A 22595-nucleotide genomic window follows, 5' to 3' on the forward strand; every position below is an offset into this window, starting at 1 on the left:
ACCATGGCAATCAAGGCTGAAGGCATCGTTCACGGCGGCAATCTGCATGAAGCGGCCACGCGTTACGGCATCCCGTATGCACAGTGGCTCGATCTGTCCACGGGCATCAATCCGCACGGCTATCCGGTGCCGCCCGTACCGGCCGACGCGTGGCGTCGCCTGCCGGACGAAGGCGACGGCTTTGCCGACGTGGCCGCCGCGTATTACGGCGCGCCCGATGCCCGTCATGTGTTGCCGGTGGCGGGCAGTCAGGCCGCGATCCGCACGTTGCCGACGCTGTTGGCGCGCGGCACCGTCGGCATTGCGCCGCTGACGTATAGCGAATACGCGCCGTCGTTCGAGCGCGCGGGGCATCGGGTGGCGACGCTGGACATCGCGTCCGACACGTTGCCGCCCGCGTTCACGCATGTCGTCGTCGTAAATCCGAACAACCCGAGCGCCGATCATGTCGGCGTCGCGCGGCTTCACGCGTGGCACGCGCAACTCGTCGAACGCGGCGGCACGCTGATCGTCGACGAGGCGTTCGCGGATGCGATGCCGGATGTGTCGATGGCGTCGATGGCGTCGGTGGCGTCGGTGGCGTCGGTGGCGTCGGTGGCGTCGGTGGCGTCGGTGGCGTCGGAGGTCGATCGTCCCGGACTCGTCGTGTTGCGCTCGCCGGGCAAATTTTTCGGACTGGCCGGTGTGCGCGCGGGCTTCGTGCTCGGCGCGCCCGCGTTGCTGGCCGGGTTGCGCGAAAGCCTCGGCGCGTGGACCGTCAGCGGTCCGGCGCGTCACGCGGTGAAGGCCGCTTTCGCCGATGTCGAATGGCAGACGTCGATGCGCGCGCAACTCGCGTCGGAATCGAAACGGCTGAACGCATTGCTGAACGTACTGGGTTTTGCCACGCGCAGCACGCCGTTGTTTGCGTGGACAGCGGACCGGCGCGCGGCGGCCTTGCACGAAGCGCTCGCCCGTCGTGGCATCTGGACACGGCTGTTCGCGGCATCGGCAAGCGTGCGGTTTGGCTTGCCGTCGAATGACGACGAGTGGCGCCGTTTAGAGACCGGTCTCAGCGAGAGCGTCCGCGAGTTGCGCACCGCGAGCGGCATCGAGGAGCGCGACGCGTGAGCCGATATGGATGGATGTTGCGTGGAGCGCTAACGGTGCTGACGGTCGTTTCGGTATCGCACGCGCATGCCGCGATCACCGTCACCGACGATACCGGCGCTACCGTCACGCTAGCCGCGCCTGCGCAGCGTGTGATCAGTCTTGCGCCGCACGTGACCGAGCTGGTGTATGCGGCAGGTGGCGGATCGAAGCTGGTGGGCGCGGTCTCGTACAGCGACTATCCGCCCGAGGCGAAGCAGGTTCCGCGAGTGGGCGACAACAAGGCGCTCGATCTCGAACGGATCGTCGCGTTGAAGCCGGATCTGATTGTCGTGTGGCGGCATGGGAATGCGCAGCGTCAACTCGACCGGCTGCGTGAATTGCATGTGCCGCTGTTTTTCAGCGAACCGCATCGTCTCGACGATGTTGCCGTGTCGTTGACGAAGCTGGGCGCGTTGATGGGTACGTCGGGCGTTGCCGACAACGCGGCGGCGGACTATCGGGCGCGGATCGCCGGATTACGCGCGCGTTATGCGGCGCGGCCACCTGTCAGCGTGTTTTATCAGGTGTGGGATCAGCCGTTGATGACGTTGAACGGTGCGCATATTGTTAGCGATGTGATTGCGTTGTGCGGTGGGCGAAATGTGTTTGCGCAGTTGACGCCGCTGGCGCCCACGGTTTCGACGGAGGCGGTGCTGGCCGCGAATCCGCAGGCGATCGTGACGGCGTCGGTGGGCGCGACGAAGCCGGATGCGCCGTTGCCGGGGCTTGAGAGGTGGCGGGCGTGGCCGTCGCTGACGGCGGTGGCCAGGGGGAATCTGTTTGCGATCGATGGGGATTTGATTGATCGGGCTTCGCCCCGGATTGTCGAAGGGGCTAAGGTTTTGTGTGAGGATCTGGAGGGAGTGAGAGGGAGGGGGTTTTAGCCCGTCCGGGCTGGGGTTTGGGGTTGGGGTGGCTTTGCCTGGTGTTGTTCGGTTGTCCCGGGTTCGCGTTGGTCTGCGTGGTTTGGGTTTTGGTTGTCCCGGTTTCGCGGTGGTCTGCCTGGATCGTCCCTGTGCGGGACCGCACCTACTTTTCTTTGCTCGCGCAAAGAAAAGTAGGCAAAAGAAAGCGCGTTTACACCGCCACTCCGTAGCGAGTGGCGTCTAGTATTTTTCGGGTAGTGGTCCGCGCACGTTTGGAGTTGGCGGTCCGTTTTTCCCGGTGGTCCGCGCCCGCACATCCCGCCCGCTTCGCGGCGGTAGCCTACTTCAAAAACCCATCTGCGCCACGGCATTCGCCCGCTTTTTCGACGGTTCCGGCCTCGGCTCAAAACCCGGCTTGCGCCTCTCGATTTGCTCGCCCTCACGTCGGTTCCGGCGTCGGATCATAGCTCCGTTTCGCCTCTCGAATTGCCAGCCCTCACACGGTTCCGGCGTCGGATCAAAGCCCGGTTTCGCCTCTCGAATTGCCAGCCCTTATAACGGTTCCCGCGTCGGCTCGAAGGCCGGTTTGCGCCTCTCGATTTGCACGCTTTCACGACCGTTCCAGCGTCCCGGCTCAAGGCCCGATTTTCGCCACGGCATTCGCCCTTCGCGATGGTTTCGACGTCCTGATTGGCTTGGGATTTGCGCGCAAGACCAGACCGGCGCATGCCAGGAAAACGGGTGTTGTGACGGACGAAGTACAGCGCGCGAATGGCGCTAAGAGATAAAGACGGGGCTGTGCCCGTCGGCTGTCGCGGAGCGAACAGCCGGAACTAATGACTGCCTTGTCACCAAGTAAAGCGGTGCGGCAACTCAAATCGTGCGCGGACCACTACCCGAAAAATACTAGACGCCACTCGCTACGAAGTGTCAGTGTAAACGCGCTTTCTTTTGCCTACTTTTCTTTGCGCGAGCAAAGAAAAGTAGGTGCGGTCCCGCACAGGGACGATCCAGGCAAACCAGCGTGAATACAGGACGCGCACCCCACGCCAGGAGCAACCAAACCAACACCGAGCGCACCGCAAAACGCACCGGTCCCGCACAGGAACAATCCAGGCAAACCACCGTGAAACCGGGACAACCACCTCAACAACCAGCGCCGCCGCAACCAAACCCAACCTTCAAGCATTCCACCTAACCACCCCCCACACCTGCGTCCCCTCATCCCGCCTCAACCACACCACGCCCCCCACCTCCAGCGCCCACTGCAAGCACTGCCTCACCCCTACCCCCAGCAACAACGACGCAATCACCCGTATCACCCCCGCATGCGTGACCACATACGCCGGCGACAACTCCCGCGTCACCGCAAACGCATCCAGCCACGCCTGCACCCGCTCCACGAACTGCGCCACGCTCTCCCCACCATGCGAACGCGCATGATCGAAATTCGCGGCCCAGTCATCGAGCGCGGCACGGTCGATCGCGTCCCAGCGCTGCTGCTCCCATGCGCCGAAATCCATCTCCTTCAACCGGTCGTCGAAACTCTGCGCACAACCAAAGTTCGCCGCGAGCGCCGAGGCCACCGTCGAACATCGCGTCAACGGACTCGACAGCAAAACCCGCGGCGGTGGCGCCTGCAACGCCGCGAGACGCAGTGCCAGCGCCGTTGCCGACGCCGATGGCGCGTCGGCCAGCGGCACGTCGCTGTGGCCGTAACATACGCCGGCATCGACCGCCACAGCCGGATGACGCATCAGAACGAGATCCATGCGAGCCCTGTCAGGTAGATCGTCAGTTCAAAAACCTGTTGTGCGAAGCCGAGGCAATCGCCCGTATAACCGCCAATGCGCCGGACGAAATATCGTCCGAGCGACCATCGCATGATAAGCAGAATCGCCAGCACGACACAGCCAAAACGCCATCCGCTTGCAGACCAGACACACCACCACGACGTCAGCGCGTCGCCACACGCCGCCCCGTTCGCGACGAACAGCCACGGCAAACCGAATATTCCCGCCACGATCAGCGCAATCCCGCCCAGCCGCTGCGCAACCGGCTTTGCCTTGCCTTCCGCGCGAACATAATCGCGCGTCGCGAGATAACTGATCGCGAACGCGCGGCTCGCCGCGTGCGCGGCAATCATCAGACTCGCGGCACGCATCGGCGGCAACGACGCGAGCGTCTGCCACTTCAACGCGAGCGAAATCATCAGCGCAATCGCGCCGAACGCGCCAATCCGCGAATCGTGCATGATTCGCAACACATCGTCGCGCGTATAGGCGCCGCCGAACGCATCGACGCAATCGGCGAGACCGTCTTCGTGAAACGCGCCGGTGACGAGCAAGGTCGCGGCCATCGACAGCAAGACCGCGACGCCCGGTGGCAACGCCCGCAACGCGCCCAGATAAATCAACGCGCCCAGTGCGCCCACCAGCACGCCGACCAGCGGAAAATAGCGCGCCGCCGCGTTCAGATAGTGCGGTTCGTAACCGACCCAGCGCGGCACCGGCACCCGCGTGAAATAGCCGAGCGCGGTGAAAAAATAACGCAGTTCAGCAAGTGGATTCATCGGCGCAATGGCAAATGCCGGTTGAACATACAGACCACGAACAACGCTTCAGCAAGGTCACGGTCGCGCCCGGAATCGGCGTTCCGGTCACGCATCGCGATCATCGACGCCCGCCGATTCGAAACTCGCCATCCGCTCGACGAATGCAACCGCCGCGCGCAGCAGCGGCACCGCCAGCGCCGCGCCCGTGCCTTCACCCAGACGCAGATCGAGTTCGAGCAGCGGCGTCGCGCCAAAATGCGCGAGCATCCGCCGATGCCCCGCTTCGTTCGACGCATGCGCGAACACGCAGTACTCGCGCACCGCAGGCGACATCGCATCGGCGACCAGCAACGCCGAGGTCGCGATAAAGCCGTCTACCACGATGGTCATCCGTGCTTCGGCGGCGGCCAGATACGCGCCCGTCATCATCGCGATCTCGAAACCGCCGAACGTCGCGAGCACGTCGAGTGGCGTGCGTGCGTCGTCGGTCGCATGGAACGCCAGCGCGGCCGCGAGAATCTCGCGCTTTCTCGCGAGTCCGGCGTTGTCGAGACCCGTGCCGCGCCCGACGCAATCGTCGATCGGCACGCCGCACAGCCGGCTCATCAGACACGCGGCCGACGACGTATTCGCAATGCCCATTTCGCCGAAACCGATCACGTTGGTCCCCAGCGATGCATGATGCCGCACCCGCGCCGCGCCCGCCTGCAACGCGGCCAGCGCTTCTTCGCGGGTCATCGCGGGTTCGTGCGCGAAGTTGCGCGTGCCGGCAGCGACCGGCGTGTTGACGAGGCCGGGCGCGTCGTCCAGCGGCGTCGCCACGCCCGCGTTGACGACCTCCAGTTCGAGTCCAGCGACACCGCTCAACGCGTTGATCGCCGCGCCGCCCGCCAGAAAGTTCGCGACCATCTGCACCGTCACCGCTTGCGGATACGGGCTCACGCCTTCGTGCGCGATGCCGTGATCGCCGGCGAATACGATCATCGCCGGACGCTGGATCGTGGGACGCGTGCTGCGCTGGATCAGCCCCATCTGCAACGCGATCGATTCGAGGCGGCCAAGGCTGCCGGGCGGTTTCGTCCGGGTATCGATGACGCGTTGCAACTCGGCGCGCAAGGATTGATCGAGCGGTTCGACGACGGGCAACGGAGCGGATGAGGTCATATAAATAGTCTGGCTTCGAAAAAATGCTGGGTAAACGCTGGGATCGATCAACGCGTCGCGGGAATCAACGCTTCGTGCTCGCCGTCCTTCAGCAGGATCAATGAATAACCGAACGCGCGGCCCGCGAGTTCCGGACTCAACACGTCGCGCGCCGGACCGGCATACGCGTGGCCCTGCCCGTCGAGCAGCAACGCATGCGTCGCGAAACGGCGCGCGAGATTCAGATCGTGACACGACAGCACGACGCATCGCCGGGCGCTCTGCGTCCAGTCGCGCAAGACGTCGAGACAGTCGATCTGATGATGCAGATCGAGATGCGATAAAGGCTCGTCGAGCAGCAACAGCGGCGCGTCCTGACTCAACACCGCCGCCAGCGCGACGCGTTGCCGCTCGCCGCCCGACAACGACAGCACATCGCGCGACGCGAGACCGGTCAGGCCCAACGCATCGAGCGCGGCCAGCGCGGCGTCGCGATCGGCATCGCGCTCCCAGCCCCAGCCCCAGCCGGTCAGATGCGGGAAGCGGTTCAGCATCACGATATCGAGCACGCTCGCGCTAAACGCGTCGTGCGCGCTCTGCGGCATCACCGCGCGACGCTGCGCCAGCGCGAGCGAAGGCCAGTCGCGCAGCCGCACGCCGTCGATTTCGACGTGCCCGCTTGCCGGTTGCTGCAAGCCGGCGAGCGTCGACAGCAAAGTGGTTTTGCCGGCGCCGTTCGGCCCGGCAACACACCAGATTTCGCCTGCATAAAACGTGTGCGTGAAGTCGTCGAGCAACGTGCGCGCGCCCGCTCGCAGCGTCAGATGCTGGACGCTCAAGGTCGCGGTGTGCGCGTGCGTGAGCGCGTTGGGATGGGATGTCATCGTCAACGCGCGCGCCGTAGCAGCATCCACAAAAACACCGGAACGCCGAGCAACGCGGTAATCACGCCGACCGGCAATTGCGACGGCGCGACGATCGTGCGCGCCAGCAGATCCGCTCCCGCGACCGCCGCGCCACCGGCGAGCGCGGCCGCAGGCAGCAGCATCCGTTGATCGTTGCCGAACGCGAGCCGCACCATATGCGGCACGACCAGACCGACAAAACCGATCGTGCCGCCGGTCGTCACTGCCGCAGCGGCCGCCAGCGACGCGACCAGATACACGCGCAAACGCAGGCGCATCACCGGCACGCCGAGCGCTTGTGCGGCAGTGTCGCCGCGCAACAGCACGTTCAGTTGCGGCGCGACCGGCACGATCGCGATCAGTACGACGGCCAGCGCCACCAGCGCGAGCCACGGCATGCCGCCGCCGTTCAGGTCGCCGGTCAGCCAGAACAGCATGCCGCGCAAGCGGTTGTCGGGGGCGATCGTCAGCATCAGCGTGATCGACGCGCCCCAACCGGCGGCGAGCACCGCGCCCGTCAGCAGCAAACGCGGCGAGCTGTCCTGCGGTTCGCCGCGCCATAACTCGCGTCGCGCGAGGCCGAGCACCAGCAGGATCGACACGAACGCGCCCGCGAAGGCGCTGGTATCGACCAGCCACCACGCACACCCGGTCGACATCGCGAGCAACGCGAAGCTGGCCGCGCCGCCCGACACGCCAAGCACGTACGGCTCCGCGAGCGGATTGCGCAACAGCACCTGAAGCAGCGCGCCCGCGATGCCGAGCAACGCGCCGCACGCGAAACCGGCGAGCGCGCGCGGCAAACGCAGCGAGCGCACGATTTCGACGCTGAGATCGGGCGACGCGGAATGCGACGGCAGTAGCGCGGCCAGCACGCCCGACGGCGTGACCGCCACGCTGCCCGCCGCCAGCGACGCGACCAGCACGACGACCGACAGCGCGCCGAGCGCGAGCCAGATGGTCGCGGCACGTGTCGCGTTCATCACGGGGACGCGGCGCGACGCGCGCGTGGCGTGCAGGCCGGCGCGGTTCATCGGCGCGAGATCATGCGCGGCGCAGCGCCGGTCGCGCGCGCGACAACGCGTGCATCGTCATTGCTGCTGCCAGCCGAGCGTGAGATACGCGGCGCGACGCGGCGAGTTGTACGTGTAGACCGTTTCATAGTCCTTGTCGAAGAGATTCTGGAGTTGCGCCGCCACGTACCACGCTTTCGTGATCGCGTAGCGCGCGGACAGATTCACGATGCCGTAGCCGCCGAGCCGCGCGCTGGTGTCGTTGCGCGCGCCGCTGACGATCCACTCGCCGCCGACTCGCCACGCTGCGATATTGCGATTCGCGGACAACGACGCGAAGTGCCGCGCGCGACGCACGAGGTCGGTGTGCGTGTCTTCATCGACCGGGTTTTGCACGGTCACCGACGCGCGCACGTCCGTCTGCCCCAGACGACCGCGCCACGATCCTTCGACACCCTGCACTTTCGCGCGCCCGACGTTCTGCGCGACGTAGATGCCCGGCGAGGTTTCCGCGTAGTCGATCAGATTCGAATAACGCGTCTGGAACACGCTCACCCGCATCACGCCGGACGCGGACGTCGAGTGCTGCAATGCGGCTTCGATCGAATGACTGCGCTCCGGTTGGATCGCGGTGTTACCACTGCCGGGGTAATACAGATCGTCGAAGCTCGGCGCGCGGAATGCGTCGGAATAGCTCGCGGTGATCTTCCATGCATCGGTCAGCTCGAAGCCGTAGCCGAGATAGTAACTGTTCGCTCCGCCGAAGTCCGAGTACTGGTCGCGCCGCACGTTCGCCTGAAACTGGTTGCGTCCGACCCGTCCCGTATAACCGGCGAACACCGAATCCACGTGACGCTTCGGTGCGGCGAACTGGTCGGAGTCGAGGCTCTGGTCGAGATGTTCGTAGCCCGCCTGGATGCGCTGCTGCGGCGCGATCGTGAAATCGTTTTGCCACGTGTATTGACGGTTGTCCGTGTCGAAGCGGTTGTTGTACGCGCCGTTCGTTTTCGCGACGCTGCGGTCGTCGCCTTCGGCGAGCGTCACGTGCGTGGTCCACCAGTCGGTCAGCTTGCCGTTCGCGAACACCGACGCCTGACGCACCTTGCTATACAAATCGTTCAGATCGGTCGGCGCGCCGTACGCGTTGTCGTAACCCGCAACGCCGTTCGATTGCAGATACGACACGCCCGCGTCCCATCCGTCACCGAATCGGTGACGCAACGACGCCGACACGCTCTCGTTCAGATAGCCGTTCGCGTTCGGATTCGCGCCCGGCGCCTGCGCCGGATTCTGCGCGGAAAAGCCATCGTCTTTCGAGCGCGCGAGCGACACGCTGAAGGTCGTCTTGCCGTCTCGATCGAGCGCGCCGTCGACGCCCATCTGCTGCGTCTGCGTGTGATAACTGCCCGCGCTGACCGAGAAATTGAATCGCGGCGGATGCGCGCCGCCGTCTTTCGTGAACACCTGAACGACGCCGCCGATCGCGCCCGATCCGTACAACGCCGACACATTGCCGTTGACCACTTCGACACGATCGATCTGATCGAGCGGCAGTTGCGCGAGTTGCGCGTTGCCCAGACTCACCGAATCGACCCGCACGCCGTCGATCAGCAGCAACGATTGCGTCGACGATGCGCCGCGCAGCAGCAGGCTCGCGGTCGAACCGGGGCCGCCCGTGCGGGTGATCTGCGCGCCGGGCGCGAATTGCAGCAGGCCGGGGAGATCGGTGGCGCTGGTGTCGGCGATGTCCTGTGCGTCGAACAGCGTGGTTTGCGCAATCGTGTCCGCGAGCGATTGCGGCGCGCGATCGGCGGTCACGACGACGGGTGTGAGCGTGGTTGCCGCGGTGGGTGGATCGTCGGCGGCGGTGCGGGTCTGCGCGTGCGCGGATAGTGCGCCGCCCGCGAGCGGCAAGCCGGCAGCCGCCAGCCGTGCGACGCGGGCAAATGAAAACGACATGGGATACATCCTGTGGATAGCGTGCGCAGTCTGCTTCCCCGCAGACCGCCGCGTCACGGACGTGTCATCGTCACCGCGCACGAACGGCGCGACGCACTGACGCGCCCTCTCGCTCTGGCCGGTATCCGGGCTGGCGACACATCGATCCACCTTCCCACGCATCTCGCGCAGTGGCACACTCGCGGGTTCAGCTTCGAACGCGCGATCAGATCGACTTGCATGACAGGTCATGCGGTCGCTTACCGTTGCGGGGGCAGCACAGGTTGGCACGCCGCGAGGCGCGCGCCCTGTTTCCCGTTTAACTGCGCACGATGTGAATTCGCGCGCGGGCACCAAAGTGCGGCAAGTGTAGGAGCGGGTAAAAACGTCGTCAAGAAAGGGCTATCCAGCGCATCGACACGCATGACATCGAACGTTAGCGTGGGATTTTTCCGAATCGCGCGACATCTCGTACGACCGTTTGCCAAAGAACGATGCACAAAGCGATGTTGTTACGTCTCGAAACGAGACATTTATCGGAAACTGCGACATTCCGCGCTAAAATGCGGTGTCTTTAGAGGACGCAGCACATGCTCAACGAACTCGAAACACTCTCACAGAATATCGGCAAGCTGATCTCGATCAGCCAACGCCACAACGAGGCGCGTCACGCGCTCGAAGAGCAGCTTGCGCAATTGCGTGCAGAGGCAGAAGCCTCGCGCGCCGAACTCGAGCTGATGCGCGAAGAGCGCAATGCGCTGCAACTGGAACGCGACGCGCTGTCGGCAAAAATCGACGACGCGCAAGTGCGCCTGAACGCCATCCTCGAAAAATTGCCGCGCGCTCGCGGACATGCCGAGCCCGACAATCAGCTCGATCTGCTCGCCGCGCAACAGGAAGGTGAGGCACAGAACGCCGGCGCCCGTCACGGAGAAAACGCATGACCACCAAGCAGATCGATGTCGCTATTCTCGGACAGCCGTATCGTCTCGCCTGCTCGCCGGAAACCGAAGCGGCGCTGCTCGAAGCGGTCGCGCGCGTCGACGCCGAAATGAACAAGATTCGTGCGCACAGCAACGTGCGCGGCACCGATCGCATTGCGGTCATGGCTGCGTTGTCGCTGGCATCGGAACTGCTTAAGTTGCAAGCGAGCGTTCGTCACGGAGAAGCTTTCCCCGCCGAAGAAATCCGGCGTACAATGCGTCAAATGAACGAACAACTGGGTACTGTGATTCAGCAGTACGCGGTGCAGTAGAAAAGTTTTTTGTGCCGGTGTTATAGTCCGCCACGAGTGTGAACGAAGTGCAGTGTGTAGCTGATACTGCCGTTCAGATTCAAACGTTTTAGCTTCCCTGCCTGGTTCGCCAAGGTCATATATTCCTTGAACCAATGCCATGTGCACGGTTGTGGAAATTTGTAACTCTGGTGTGCGCGTCACTCTGTCTGATGTACCCGATGAGCTACTAACTGCGACCAATTCTGAATCCTCCGGTTCAGGATGCCGGCCTAGCGGCCAAGGTGGGGACCTTATTCAAAACGGCATCGAACGAAAGCTCGATGCCGTTTTTCTTTGGTGGCGCGTGTTTTGCATTGCCGCACGGTCATCGCCGTGTCATCGATGCTGCACACGCTGGTACGCCGCCCTTCAACGTCGTCACGTTCTCTTCGATTCATGCGCTACTGGCTAATGAAGTCCGAACCGGACGAAGCAGGCATCGACCATCTCGCGAGCGCCCCGCATCGCACCTTGCCGTGGACCGGCGTGCGCAACTATCAGGCGCGCAATTTCATGCGCGACGCGATGCAACCCGGCGACGGCGTGCTGTTCTATCACTCCAGTTGTCCCGAGCCGGGTATTGCGGGCCTCGCCGAAGTATCGTCCACGGCGTATCCCGATCCCACGCAATTCGATCCAGAGAGCCCGTACTACGATCCGAAATCGTCGCGTGAGGAACCGCGCTGGTTGCTGGTCGATGTCGTGTTCAACAAGAAGGTGCCTTTGATTGCGCTCGCCACATTGCGAGCGCATCCGGAACTCGCGGAAATGCGTGTGCTGGCCAAAGGCAACCGTCTTTCGATCACCCCCGTCACCGACGCCGAATGGCGTTTCATCACCGGCCATCTGGTTTGAGATCGCAGCGGATTGTGCGCACGCGCGTGCGCTAAAACGCATGCTGGATGCGTTGTATTCCGTGCCGGTTTGAGCGTGCGCAGCCTACGTCGAACGTTGCGATGAATTGGGGAACCAAGCGGAGCTTACGGGCGCCTAACTGGCTCCGGAAAATGGCCCGCAAACGTCGTGCCATTTCATTCACCGGCGCGCTCGCCGTCGCGCGTAACCGTTCCAACGCTTCAGCAAGGAGTTCCGCAATGACCCGAAAAACCGCACGCGTGCTCGCCTTCGCGATGGCCTGCGCGACACCGCTCGCGCTGTCCGTCGCACCGGCTGTCGCCCGCGCGCAAAACGCGCCGTACCAGCCGGCCGGCGTGCTGTCGCTGAACGCACAGGCGAGCGCGGAAGTGCCGCAAGACGTCGTCAATATCACGCTGTTTTACGAGCAGGAAGCGAGCGACCCGTCGTCGCTGACGAACACGCTGAACCAACGCGCGGAATCCGCGCTGCAAAAAGCCAAGGGCGTCAGCGGTGTGACGGCGCGCACCGGTTCGTTCTCGATCCAGCCTTCGACCGATCGCGACGGCCGCATCTCCGCATGGCGCGGCCGCACGGAAGTGGTGCTCGAATCGCACGATTTCGCGGCGGCCTCGAAGCTCGCAGGTCAGATGGCATCGATCATGCAGGTGGGTAACGTGCAGTTTTCGTTGTCGCCTGAATCGCAACGCGCCGCCGAGCAGAAGCTGACCGGCGAGGCGATCGCATCGTTCCGCCAGCAGGCCGCGTCGTCGGCGCAGGCTTTCGGCTATAGCGGCTACTCGATTCGCGAAGTCAACGTCGGGCACAACGGCGCCGTGATGCCGCGTCCGATGATGATGATGAGCGCGCGCGGCATGGCCGCCGACGCCAAAGTCGCGTCGATGCCGCTCGAAGCGGGCACATCCACGGTCACGGTCAACGTGTCGGGTTCGGTGCAGATGAAGTAACGCGCGTCGGCATCCGCGTTACTTCACGTCACGCTACGCTGCAAAAAAAACGCCACGGCAAGCCGTGGCGTTTTTGTTTGCGGTTCCGGTCAGCGTCAGCCGGTCGCTAAAACCGAAGCGAAACCGTCACGCGTCGCACGCAATCAGTTCGCGCCGACCGCTTGCGTCGCCTGACGGCCATGGCGCTTGTACGCCCACACCAGAACCGCGATGCCGACGATGATCATCGGCAGCGACAGCCACTGGCCCATCGACATGCCGAGCGCCAGCAAACCGAGGAAGTCGTCCGGCTCACGCGCGAACTCCACCGTGAAACGCGCGAGGCCGTAGCCGATCAGAAACACCGCCGAGATCGCACCGAGCGGACGCTGCTTGCGCGAGTAGAACCACAGCACGAGGAACAGCGCGACACCTTCGAGCGCGATCTCGTACAACTCCGACGGATGACGCGGCAGCATGTGATATTGCGCGAATACGTCGGCCAGATGCCACTTCGCGGCAAGCTCCGGATGCGTGCTGAGCCACTGCGCATCTTCGTTCGACGCGCCCGGAAACAGCATCGCCCACGGCGCGGCCGGATCGGTCACGCGGCCCCACAACTCGCCGTTGATAAAGTTGCCGAGGCGCCCGGCAGCCAGACCGGTCGGGACCATCGGCGCGACGAAATCAGTCACCTGGAGCCACGAGCGCTTGCGCTGGTACGCGAACAGCACCATCGCCAGCGTGACGCCGAGAAAGCCGCCGTGGAACGACATGCCGCCTTCCCACACCTTGAAGATATCGAGCGGATGCGCGAAGTACCAGCTCGCCTTATAGAACAGCACATAGCCGAGACGGCCGCCGAAAATAGTGCCGAGCACGCCGTAAAACAGCATGTCGTCGATATCCTTGGCGGTCCAGCCTTGCGCGGCCACGTACGGCAGCCGCAGACGCAGCCGCCCGACGACGATCGCGAGGATAAACGCGACCAGATACATCAGGCCGTACCAGCGGACGGCCAGCGGCCCCAGATGAATGGCGATGGGGTCGAAATTCGGGTGAATATGCATCGGATATGGAATGGGGTTAAGGGGAGTCTGAAGCGTTAAAAAGCAGAGGGCTGCGCGAGCACCGTTGCCGCATGCGCGCGCACGATGTCGATAAAACCGGCGAGCACCGGACTGACTTCGTCCGTGCGCCATACGAGGCCGGTTTCGATTGCGGGCACCGATTCACGCAGCGGCCGGTACACGACGCCGGTGCGACGCAGGTTACGCAACGATTGCGGCACCAGTGCGACGCCCATGCCGGCTGACACCAGGCTTACGATCGTTTGCATCTGGATGGCTTGCTGGCCGATGCGCGGCGAGAGTCCCGCCACGCCGTAGCAATCCATAATGATGTCATAAAAGCCAGGCGCCAAACGTCTCGGGAAGATGACGAGCGGCGCATCGGCGAACTCGCGCAGGCTGACCGGCCCATCCAGCCATTCCGGCTGCGCATCCGGGTTCGCCGGAGGGTTCGCCGCAGCGTCCGCCGCGATGCGCGCCGCCATCTCCGACGACATCGCGATCACCAGCGGCTCGCGGGCGATCGGCAGCCACGACAACTGCGCGTCGTGACGCGGCGCCACCGGCGCGATCACGAGACCGGCATCGATCCGGCCCGCCACCAGTTCATCCACTTGCACGTCGCTGGTGGCTTCCGTCAATTCCAGCCGCACCCGCGGATGACGCGCGCCGAAGTCGCGCAGCAGCGGCGGCAACAGCCCGTAATCCGCCGTGGACACGAAGGCGAGCGACAGCACGCCCGCCTCGCCGCGCGCCAGCGACTGCGCGAGCGGCCGCAGCCCTTCCGCGCTGGCCAGCAGACGACGTACTTCCGGCAGCAGATCCGCGCCCACACGCGTCAGCTCGACCGAACGCCGCGTCCGCGCAAACAGTTCGACGCCCAGCGTGTCTTCGAGCGCGCGGATCGCCTGCGACAGCGGCGGCTGCGTCATCGACAGACGCACCGCTGCCCGACCGAAATGTTTTTCCTCGGCGACGGTGACGAAGTAGCGCAACAGGCGCAGATCGGGCACGGCAGGTAGCATCGAAACGGTTCTGTAAGACTTTTTACGACTCAATAGAGCCTGAATAATATATTGGACCCGAACTTCGAGAAACTGCATTCTTGCAGTTCGCGCCAGAAACTACACTGAAGTCAGCCAGCCGCTGGGCCGCGTATCGGCCCGTCACGCGGCCACGCCGATCGTTCAGGCGCACTCGTCAAAAAAAACGGAGATCCCCATGCCGTACAACCGTCGTTCCAGAAACATCACGCAGGGCGTCGCGCGCTCGCCGAACCGTTCGATGTATTACGCGCTCGGCTATCAAAAGGAAGACTTCGACAAGCCGATGATCGGTATCGCCAACGGTCATTCGACCATCACGCCCTGCAACGCCGGCCTGCAAAGGCTCGCCGACGCCGCAGTCGCCGCCGTCAAGGGCGCGGATGCGAATCCGCAGATTTTCGGTACGCCGACCATCTCCGACGGCATGTCGATGGGCACCGAAGGCATGAAGTACTCGCTGGTGTCGCGCGAGGTGATCGCCGACTGTATCGAGACCTGCGTGCAGGGCCAGTGGATGGACGGCGTCGTGGTGATCGGCGGCTGCGACAAGAACATGCCGGGCGGCATGATCGGCCTCGCGCGGATGAACGTGCCGGGCATCTACGTGTACGGCGGCACGATCCGTCCGGGCAACTGGAAGGGCAAGGATCTGACGATCGTTTCGTCGTTCGAAGCCGTCGGGGAATTCACGGCCGGGCGCATGTCGCAGGAAGATTTCGAGGGCGTCGAAAAGAACGCGTGTCCGTCGACGGGTTCGTGCGGCGGCATGTACACCGCCAATACGATGAGCTCGTCGTTCGAAGCGCTGGGCATGTCGCTGTTCTACTCGTCGACGATGGCCAATCCGGATCAGGAAAAGGTCGATTCGGCCGCGGAATCCGCGCGCGTGCTGGTCGAAGCCGTGAAGAAGGATCTGAAGCCGCGCGACATCATCACGAAGCAGTCGATCGAAAACGCGGTGGCGGTGCTGATGGCGACGGGCGGCTCGACCAACGCGGTGCTGCATTACCTCGCAATCGCTCATGCCGCGGAAGTCGAATGGACCATCGAAGATTTCGAACGGATGCGCAAGAAAGTGCCGGTGATCTGCGACCTGAAGCCGTCCGGTCAGTTCGTCGCGACGGATCTGCATAAGGCGGGCGGCATCCCGCAAGTGATGAAGATCCTGCTGGACGCCGGCATGCTGCACGGCGACTGCATGACGATCACCGGCAAGACCATTGCCGAAGAACTCAAGGATGTGCCGGGCGTGCCGCGCGCGGATCAAAAGGTGATCTACCCGATCGACAAGGCGCTCTACGACGAAGGCCACCTCGCGATCCTCAAGGGCAACCTGGCGGTCGATGGCGCGGTTGCGAAGATCACCGGCCTGAAAAACCCGGTGATCACAGGCCCGGCCCGCGTGTTCGACGACGAGCAAAGCGCGATGACCGCGATTCTCGACGACCGGATCGTGGCCGGCGACGTGGTCGTGCTGCGTTATCTCGGCCCGAAGGGCGGCCCCGGCATGCCGGAAATGCTCGCGCCGACGTCGGCGATCATCGGCAAGGGTCTGGGCGAGAGCGTCGGGCTGATCACCGACGGCCGCTTCTCCGGCGGCACGTGGGGCATGGTGGTCGGTCACGTCGCGCCGGAAGCGTTCGTCGGCGGCACGATCGCGTTCGTCGAGGAAGGCGATTCGATCACCATCGACGCGCATGCGTTGCTGCTGCAACTGAACGTCGACGACGCGGAAATCGCGCGTCGCCGGGCGGCATGGCAAGCGCCCAAACCGCGCTACACCCGCGGCATTCTCGCGAAGTACTCAGCACTCGCACTGCCGGCCAACAAGGGCGCGGTGACCGGTTAACGCGCGCTGGCGCACGGTCCGCGGCATGCCGGTACGCACGCAGGTGCGCTAGATCACGCTGGGGCCGGGAAGACGCTGGGAAGATGAAAGGGGCGCACGGGAAAACGTGCGCCCCTTTCCTTTTATAATGCGCACACCAAAAGTCGGGCGTCTGCACCGGCGGAGACCAGAATGAAATCAATGTCGTTTGCAGCAGTGGCGCTCGCGGGTGCCGTCGCGCTGGGCGGCCCGGCTCACGCAGAAACCGTGACGGGGCCGGCGGGCCTCGCGCTCGCGCAGCAGCAGAATTGTCTGAGCTGTCACTCGGTGAGTCGTCCGTTCATGGGTCCGGCCCTGCACGATGTCGCCGCCAGATATGCGACGAATAACGGCGCGGCCACGTATCTCGCGCACAAGATCATGGACGGCAGCGTGGGCACCTGGGGACCGGTGCCGATGCCCGCGAATACCCAATTGACGCCGGATCAGGCGGCGTCGCTGGCAAACTGGATCTTGACGCTGAAGTGAACGCCGGCCGGGTCGCGATCCGGCGCGGTCGGTTCCAGCCATGAAAAAGGCCGCACAGTCGATGACTGTGCGGCCTTTTTTCGTGACGCCAGGCGCTGTTGCTGTTGCCTGCGCGCGTATTGCCCGCGCCTAGCTGCCGGTGCGGCGCGCGACTTCTTCTTCGACGGCGGCTTTTACCCAGTTCGTCATTTCCGATCCCAGCGCGAGCGTGACTTCGAGCGTGATGCGGCTGAGCATCCAGGTGGTGTGTTCCTGCAAGGCTTCGCGGCAACGCGCTTCGATCAACGTGCGCCCTTCCCCGGACAGATACGCCGCGACGCGACCACGCAAGCGCTCGGCCAGCAGATCGCCATCGACGGGCACGGGTGCCGGCGACGGCGCGTGATGGAACGCGATCTCTTCCGGCGATGCTTCGACCTGATGCGCGAGTTCGGCGGGAATGGCCGGCTCGTTGCGCTCGAACATGGTCGGCGCGGCGTCGTCGATCGGTGCGTGCGGCGATGCGTGTTGCTGCGATGCGTGTTGCTGTGACCCGGCATCAGCGAACGGCGCGGGTTCGACGAAGTTGGCGAACTGACCGAGTTCGGCGGGAATCGCCTGTTCGGACCGCTCGAACATCGTTGCGGCTTCGTGGGTGTCCGCTTCCGCGAACTGCTCGCTGACGGGTGCGATCACCGGCTCGCCGAACGGCTGATACGGCGGTTCTTCGACGAGCGGCTGCGGCGCAGGTTCGCCGAACGCTTGCAGATGCTGTTCGACGAACGCGGGCTCGGAACCTGGGTGAGCGCGGTTGTCCCACGGGTTTTGATGGTGCGCGACGGGTTCGAACGCGTGTTGCCCGACCGGCTCCAGCGACGCTTCGTACGGGTGAGCGTCGAACGAATGCGCGACCGGCTCGAAGGTGTGTCCGGATGCCGGTTCCGGCGCGTGTTCGAATGCGGCTCGATGCGTGTGATCGTCGGCCGGATGGGCAAACGGTTCGGCGACGTGTTCCGAAGCCGGTTCAGGCGCGTGCCCGAACGCGGCTTGATGCGCGTGTTCTTGGGCAGCCTGGGCAAACGGTTCGGCGACGCGTTCCGATGCCGGTTCCGGCGCGTGTTCGAACGCGGCTTGATGCGCGGGTTCTTCGGCGGCCTGTGTAAACGGTTCGCCGACGTGTTCCGACGCCGGTTCGGGCGCGTGTTCAGCCGCAACTTGATGCGCGTGTTCTTCAACCGGTTCGACGAACGGTTCGCCGACGTGCTCCGCTGCCGGTTCCGGCGCATGCTCGAACGCGGCCTGATGTGCGTGATCCTCGACCGGTTCCACGAACGGTTCGCCGACGTGCTCCGCTGCCGGTTCCGGCGCGTGCTCGAACGCGGCCTGATGCGCGTGTTCTTCAACCGGTTCGACGAACGGTTCGCCGACATGCTCCGACGCCGGTTCCGGCTCGGCCTCAACCGGATGCGCGTGATCTTCGACCGGTTCCACCAGCGGTTCGGCAACATGCTCCGACGCCGGTGCCAGTTCCGCCTCGAACGCGACCTGATGTGCGTGATCTTCGACCGGCTCCACCAGCGTTTCGGCGACGTGCTCCGACGCCGGTGCCGGTTCGGCCTCGAACGCGACCTGATGCGCGTGATCTTCGACCGGCTCCGTCATCCCGAACGACGGCTCTCGTGCGTCCTCTTCGCGATCCGCGTCAGGACGCGGCAGATTCGGCTCGATCGACGTCGGTTCGATGCGTTCGTCCAACGGATCGTGCGTGTGTCCGATGGACGGCTCGACGAAGCGTTCGGCAAACGATTCGTCGACCGACGGCTCAACCGGAATAAACGGCGCGTCGCTTTCCTGCGGATGCCCGGCGTCCAGCGATCTCGCGACCGGCGCCACCAGCGTATCGGACGTGTCCGGATCCTCGCCCACGACCGGCACCATTGGCGCAGCCGGTGTCATCGGCGCAGCCGGTCCGGTTCGCTGCGTGCCGAACTTCAGCTGCGGCTCGGGCAGACTCGCGCCCTGCAAACCGCCCGCGCCAGCGGCGAGCGCCGCCTCGTCGGACCAGTCGAGCGTGCGCACCGGCTCGCGGCCGCGAACCGGCGTCGAGCCGTCGCGTTCATCGGGAACGAAACGCACGGCGACATCCGCCGCGCGCGCACGGGCCGGATTGCCCGGCACCAGCACGTCGTGCAAAACCGGGATCGCGTCATCAATAACTTCAGACGAATGAGACAAATCGGGCACGAAATAGACTCCGTCGATGGATCGGACGAGCCGATGGCTCAAAGCAGGCGCTACGCGCTTTGCTTATAGTTGTTCAGAGCATAGCCCCTATCGCGATAAAAGCGATAGCGTTCGCGCCCAGCCGTCAGTTCGTCGGGCGCATTGCCGACCACTTCGAGCAGGCGTTCGAAACGCGCGAACTGCGCGGGAACCGTGGCGCCCAGATTGAGCAGGACCTGATGATGCGGGACCTCGTCGAGCGACGAGGCCAGCACGATCGGGGTTTGCGCCGCCAGCGCCGTGCCGGCCATGCAGTGCGGCACGAAGTCGAGCGGCGAGAAGGTCCACAACTGCTCGTCGAAAGCCCGCAGCCGCGCGGGCTCGGCCAGCACGATGGTGGGCTGGTTCGCCTGGTACGCCTTGCGTACCAGGCGGCACGCGTACAGCAGCGAATCGCCGACGTTCGAGTGAAAATCGATTCTCGTCACGTCCCGCTCCGCTTCGCCGTACGCATGCTGTGCTTCCCTTCCAGACCGCTTTCGATCATTGCGACGCGCGGTCGATCAGGAATTGCGCGAGCAAGGGCACCGGACGGCCGGTTGCGCCCTTCGCCGCGCCGCTCTTCCACGCGGTGCCGGCGATATCCAGGTGCGCCCACGGATACGCTTCGGTGAAGCGCGACAGGAAGCACGCCGCCGTCACGCTACCCGCCGGACGGCCGCCGATATTGGCGATGTCGGCGAAGTTCGACTTCAGCTGGTCCTGATACTCGTCGTCGAGCGGCATGCGCCACGCCGGGTCCGATGCCTCGCGCGATGCGTCGAGCAATTCGCCCGCGAGCGCGTCGTCTTTCGAGAACAGACCGCTGTTGTGATGGCCGAGCGCGATGATGCACGCACCCGTCAGCGTCGCGATATCGATCACGGCAGCCGGCTTGAAACGCTCCGCATACGTCAGCGCGTCGCACAGGATCAGGCGGCCTTCGGCGTCCGTGTTCAGGATTTCGATCGTCAAACCCTTCATGCTGGTGACGACGTCGCCGGGTTTCGTGGCGTTGCCGGCCGGCATGTTTTCACAGGCCGGGATGATGCCGACCACGTTGATCTTCAGGCCCATTTCGGCGACCGCGCGCAACGTGCCGAGCACCGACGCCGCGCCGCACATGTCGTACTTCATCTCGTCCATGCCCTCGCCCGGCTTCAGCGAGATGCCGCCGGTGTCGAACGTGACGCCCTTGCCGACCAGCACGACGGGCGCAGCCTTCGCCGCACCGCCGCGATACTGCAGCACGATGAACGCGGGCGGCTCGACCGACGCGCGCGTGACCGACAGGAACGAACCCATCTTCAGCGCTTCGGCCTGTTTGGCGCCCAGCACCTCGACCTTCATGTCCCAGTCTTTCGCGAGCTTTCGGGCCGTCGTGCCGAGGTAGGTCGGCGTGCAGAAGTTGGCCGGCATATTGCCGAGGTCGCGCGTCAGGTCCATGCCGTTCGCGAGCGCGGCGCCCTGCTTCGCGGCCAGCTTGGCGAGCTTTTCGTCGACGGTGTCGACGCTGAACACGATGCGCTTCAATGCGCGCGGCGTCGTGTCCGGCTTGCTCTTCATTTCCGTGTATTTGTACGTCAGTTCCCGCAGCGCGAGAATCGCCGCACGCACGGCCCAGTCTGCCGAGCGTTCGATCACCGGCGACTGCGCCAGCGTGAACGTCACCTGGGCGATCTTCGTGCCGAGGAGCGCGCGCCATGCAGCACGCACCGCGTCGCCGTAAGCTTTTTGCGTGAACGCGTCCTGCTTGCCGAGACCGACCAGCAGCACCCGCGATGCACCGATACCCGATACTTCATGCAGGAACAGCGTGGTCCCTGCCTTACCTTCCATATCGCCCGCCTTGATGATGCGGGTGAGCAGGCCTTTGGTGGCCGCGTCGATCTCGAGACCGGCACCGGACAGCGTCTGCGACTCGAAAACACCGATCACGATGCAATCGGATTTTCCGGTCAGGAACCCGTTTGACGAGCCTTTGCTCCAATCACAGGCTTTTATGCTAAAGTCCATCGCGCTTGTCCTCGGATAAAATCTGGGCTTAGGATGAAAGCCGCAATTATCCGCTATTTTTCCCATGGCGGCTGCACGGCAGGCGTGACGGCAGTCATCCGGGCGCCGTCCGGCGTACCCCCTCTCTTCATCAATAATGATCTTCGAACGCTCCCTCCAGCGCGAACTCGCGTATACGGCTGGTGCCGTGTTCATGGTTCTTCTCACGCTCGTGCTGACGACGATGATGATCCGCATCGTCGGCTTCGCCGCACAGGGCGAAATCGATCCACGCGACGTACTGGTGCTGATCGGCCTGACCGTCATCGGCTATATCGCGATCATGCTGGTCGCCACGCTGTTCGTGTCGATCCTCTTCGTGCTGACCCGCTGGTACAAAGATTCGGAAATGGTGGTGTGGCTCGCGTCGGGTGTCAGTCTTACGCGTTTCATCAAGCCCATCGGCATTTTCGCCACGCCGATCATCATCCTGATCATGTTCTTCGTGTTCGTCGGCTGGCCGTGGTCCAACCAGCAGAGCAAGCTGATCCGCGCGCGCTTCCAGCAGCGCGACGAAGTCTCGCTGCTCGCGCCGGGCCAGTTCCGCGAATCCACTACGAGTCATCGGGTGTTCTTCATCGAGAAGATGTCGCCTGATCAGGGTCACGTCGAAAACGTCTTCGTCACCAGCACCGAAAACGGCAAGGTCAACGTGGTGGTCTCGAAGAACGGCCACACCGAAACCCACAAGAACGGCGACCGTTTCGTGGTGCTCGAAAACGGCCGTCGCTACGACGGCGAGCCGGGTCATCCGGACTTTCGCATCATGGAATTCGAACGCTACGGCGTGAAGATCCAGAGCCAGCCGGTGGTCAACACGCCCACGCCGACCGGCACGCCCACCCTCGATCTGTTGCGCAACCCGACTCGCCAGAATCTCGCCGAGCTTGCATGGCGCGCGGGCTTGCCGCTGATCGCAATCAACCTGATGCTGCTCGCGATTCCGCTGGCTCACCAGAATCCGCGGCGCAGCCGCACGATCAATCTCGTGATGGCCGTGCTGATTTATCTGACGTACTCGAATTTGCTGAACGTGGTGCAGTCCTGGATCGAACAGGGAAAGATGTCGTTCGTCGTGGGGCTGGTGTCGCTGCACATCGTGGTGGCGGCGATCGTCGTGTTTATCTTCTGGCTGCGGGTGCGTAACCGGCCGCTCTTCACGCGCGCGATGTTCCGCCGCATTTCGCGGGGAGCCTGAC

20 protein-coding genes, 1 other RNA gene and 1 riboswitch are annotated in these 22595 nt (G+C 64.2%); of the genes, 10 read left to right on the forward strand and 11 right to left on the reverse strand.

From position 1 onward, the window contains the following. Window positions 1–3: 3 nt before the first annotated feature. Together PW947_RS20985 and PW947_RS20990 are read left to right on the forward strand one after the other, a co-directional pair. Entirely contained in the window at window positions 4–1110 is a 1107-nt protein-coding gene (locus tag PW947_RS20985) for a threonine-phosphate decarboxylase (protein ID WP_299634305.1), read from the forward strand. A 14-nt stretch (window positions 1111–1124) separates the two neighbouring features. Then, a complete protein-coding gene (locus PW947_RS20990; protein WP_299634594.1) occupies window positions 1125–2015 on the forward strand; it encodes a cobalamin-binding protein in 891 nt (296 codons plus the stop codon). A 1163-nt stretch (window positions 2016–3178) separates the two neighbouring features. Here the strand turns inward: PW947_RS20990 and cobC are convergent. The 6 genes from cobC to PW947_RS21020 form a co-directional block, all read right to left on the reverse strand. Then, window positions 3179–3769: an alpha-ribazole phosphatase gene (gene cobC, locus PW947_RS20995; RefSeq protein WP_299634306.1), complete on the reverse strand. Its 591-nt coding sequence runs from the start codon at window positions 3767–3769 to the stop codon at window positions 3179–3181. Further along, complete coding sequence (locus tag PW947_RS21000) at window positions 3754–4569, reverse strand: adenosylcobinamide-GDP ribazoletransferase (RefSeq protein WP_299634307.1); 816 nt, start codon at window positions 4567–4569, stop codon at window positions 3754–3756. The genes cobC and PW947_RS21000 overlap by 16 nt, the downstream gene beginning before the upstream one ends. An 87-nt stretch (window positions 4570–4656) precedes the next feature. Further along, entirely contained in the window at window positions 4657–5715 is a 1059-nt protein-coding gene (gene cobT / locus PW947_RS21005) for a nicotinate-nucleotide--dimethylbenzimidazole phosphoribosyltransferase (protein WP_299634308.1), read from the reverse strand. Between the two features lie 47 nt (window positions 5716–5762). After that, window positions 5763–6578 (reverse strand): ABC transporter ATP-binding protein, encoded by an 816-nt coding sequence (locus PW947_RS21010; protein ID WP_299634309.1) that lies wholly within the window; start codon window positions 6576–6578, stop codon window positions 5763–5765. A 2-nt stretch (window positions 6579–6580) separates the two neighbouring features. Continuing rightward, window positions 6581–7633, reverse strand: a complete 1053-nt coding sequence (locus PW947_RS21015; protein ID WP_299634310.1) for an iron ABC transporter permease — start codon at window positions 7631–7633, stop codon at window positions 6581–6583. A gap of 57 nt (window positions 7634–7690) precedes the next feature. Then, window positions 7691–9571 (reverse strand): TonB-dependent receptor, encoded by a 1881-nt coding sequence (locus PW947_RS21020; protein ID WP_299634311.1) that lies wholly within the window; start codon window positions 9569–9571, stop codon window positions 7691–7693. Window positions 9572–9669: 98 nt separating this feature from the next. Beyond that, a riboswitch (cobalamin riboswitch) is annotated at window positions 9670–9923 on the reverse strand. A gap of 217 nt (window positions 9924–10140) precedes the next feature. Between PW947_RS21020 and PW947_RS21025 the strand changes: the two genes are divergently transcribed. From PW947_RS21025 to PW947_RS21045, 5 genes are all read left to right on the forward strand, one after another. Beyond that, a complete protein-coding gene (locus PW947_RS21025) occupies window positions 10141–10494 on the forward strand; it encodes an ATPase (protein ID WP_299634312.1) in 354 nt (117 codons plus the stop codon). Beyond that, a complete protein-coding gene (locus tag PW947_RS21030) occupies window positions 10491–10805 on the forward strand; it encodes a cell division protein ZapA (RefSeq protein WP_299634313.1) in 315 nt (104 codons plus the stop codon). The genes PW947_RS21025 and PW947_RS21030 overlap by 4 nt, the downstream gene beginning before the upstream one ends. A gap of 91 nt (window positions 10806–10896) precedes the next feature. Then, a non-coding RNA gene (ssrS, locus tag PW947_RS21035) (6S RNA) lies at window positions 10897–11079 on the forward strand. Window positions 11080–11222: 143 nt separating this feature from the next. After that, window positions 11223–11681, forward strand: coding sequence for an EVE domain-containing protein (locus PW947_RS21040; protein ID WP_299634314.1), 459 nt, complete (start codon window positions 11223–11225; stop codon window positions 11679–11681). Between the two features lie 239 nt (window positions 11682–11920). Beyond that, window positions 11921–12649 carry an SIMPL domain-containing protein gene (locus tag PW947_RS21045; RefSeq protein WP_299634315.1) on the forward strand — a complete coding sequence of 243 codons (729 nt, stop codon included), beginning with the start codon at window positions 11921–11923 and terminating at the stop codon, window positions 12647–12649. A gap of 143 nt (window positions 12650–12792) precedes the next feature. Here the strand turns inward: PW947_RS21045 and lgt are convergent, their stop codons facing one another. Next, on the reverse strand, window positions 12793–13698 hold the full coding sequence (gene lgt, locus PW947_RS21050) for a prolipoprotein diacylglyceryl transferase (protein WP_299634316.1): 906 nt from the start codon (window positions 13696–13698) through the stop codon (window positions 12793–12795). A 35-nt stretch (window positions 13699–13733) separates the two neighbouring features. Beyond that, the gene (locus PW947_RS21055; RefSeq protein ID WP_299634317.1) at window positions 13734–14723 is read right to left on the reverse strand and encodes a LysR family transcriptional regulator; all 990 of its coding nucleotides are present in this window, start codon (window positions 14721–14723) and stop codon (window positions 13734–13736) included. Window positions 14724–14919: 196 nt separating this feature from the next. On the opposite strand from PW947_RS21055, the gene ilvD reads away from it, so the two are divergent. Both ilvD and PW947_RS21065 read left to right on the forward strand, forming a co-directional pair. Beyond that, the gene (ilvD, locus tag PW947_RS21060) at window positions 14920–16593 is read left to right on the forward strand and encodes a dihydroxy-acid dehydratase (RefSeq protein WP_299634318.1); all 1674 of its coding nucleotides are present in this window, start codon (window positions 14920–14922) and stop codon (window positions 16591–16593) included. 171 nt (window positions 16594–16764) lie between these two features. Then, window positions 16765–17100, forward strand: coding sequence for a c-type cytochrome (locus PW947_RS21065; RefSeq protein ID WP_299634319.1), 336 nt, complete (start codon window positions 16765–16767; stop codon window positions 17098–17100). Between the two features lie 129 nt (window positions 17101–17229). Here PW947_RS21065 and PW947_RS21070 read toward each other — a convergent pair whose 3' ends face one another. From PW947_RS21070 to PW947_RS21080, 3 genes are read right to left on the reverse strand one after another with little or no spacing between them, the layout of a single operon-like run. Next, window positions 17230–19323: a DUF2486 family protein gene (locus tag PW947_RS21070; protein ID WP_299634320.1), complete on the reverse strand. Its 2094-nt coding sequence runs from the start codon at window positions 19321–19323 to the stop codon at window positions 17230–17232. Between the two features lie 50 nt (window positions 19324–19373). Further along, window positions 19374–19790, reverse strand: coding sequence for a DNA polymerase III subunit chi (locus PW947_RS21075; protein WP_299634321.1), 417 nt, complete (start codon window positions 19788–19790; stop codon window positions 19374–19376). Window positions 19791–19845: 55 nt separating this feature from the next. Then, window positions 19846–21357: a leucyl aminopeptidase gene (locus PW947_RS21080; RefSeq protein WP_299634322.1), complete on the reverse strand. Its 1512-nt coding sequence runs from the start codon at window positions 21355–21357 to the stop codon at window positions 19846–19848. Window positions 21358–21493: 136 nt separating this feature from the next. Here PW947_RS21080 and lptF point away from each other — a divergent pair, with 136 nt between their 5' ends. Then, a complete protein-coding gene (gene lptF, locus PW947_RS21085) occupies window positions 21494–22594 on the forward strand; it encodes an LPS export ABC transporter permease LptF (protein WP_299634323.1) in 1101 nt (366 codons plus the stop codon). The last annotated feature ends 1 nt before the right edge of the window (window position 22595 follow it).

This window comes from Paraburkholderia sp., from assembly GCF_028283785.1.
GTDB lineage: Bacteria > Pseudomonadota > Gammaproteobacteria > Burkholderiales > Burkholderiaceae > Paraburkholderia.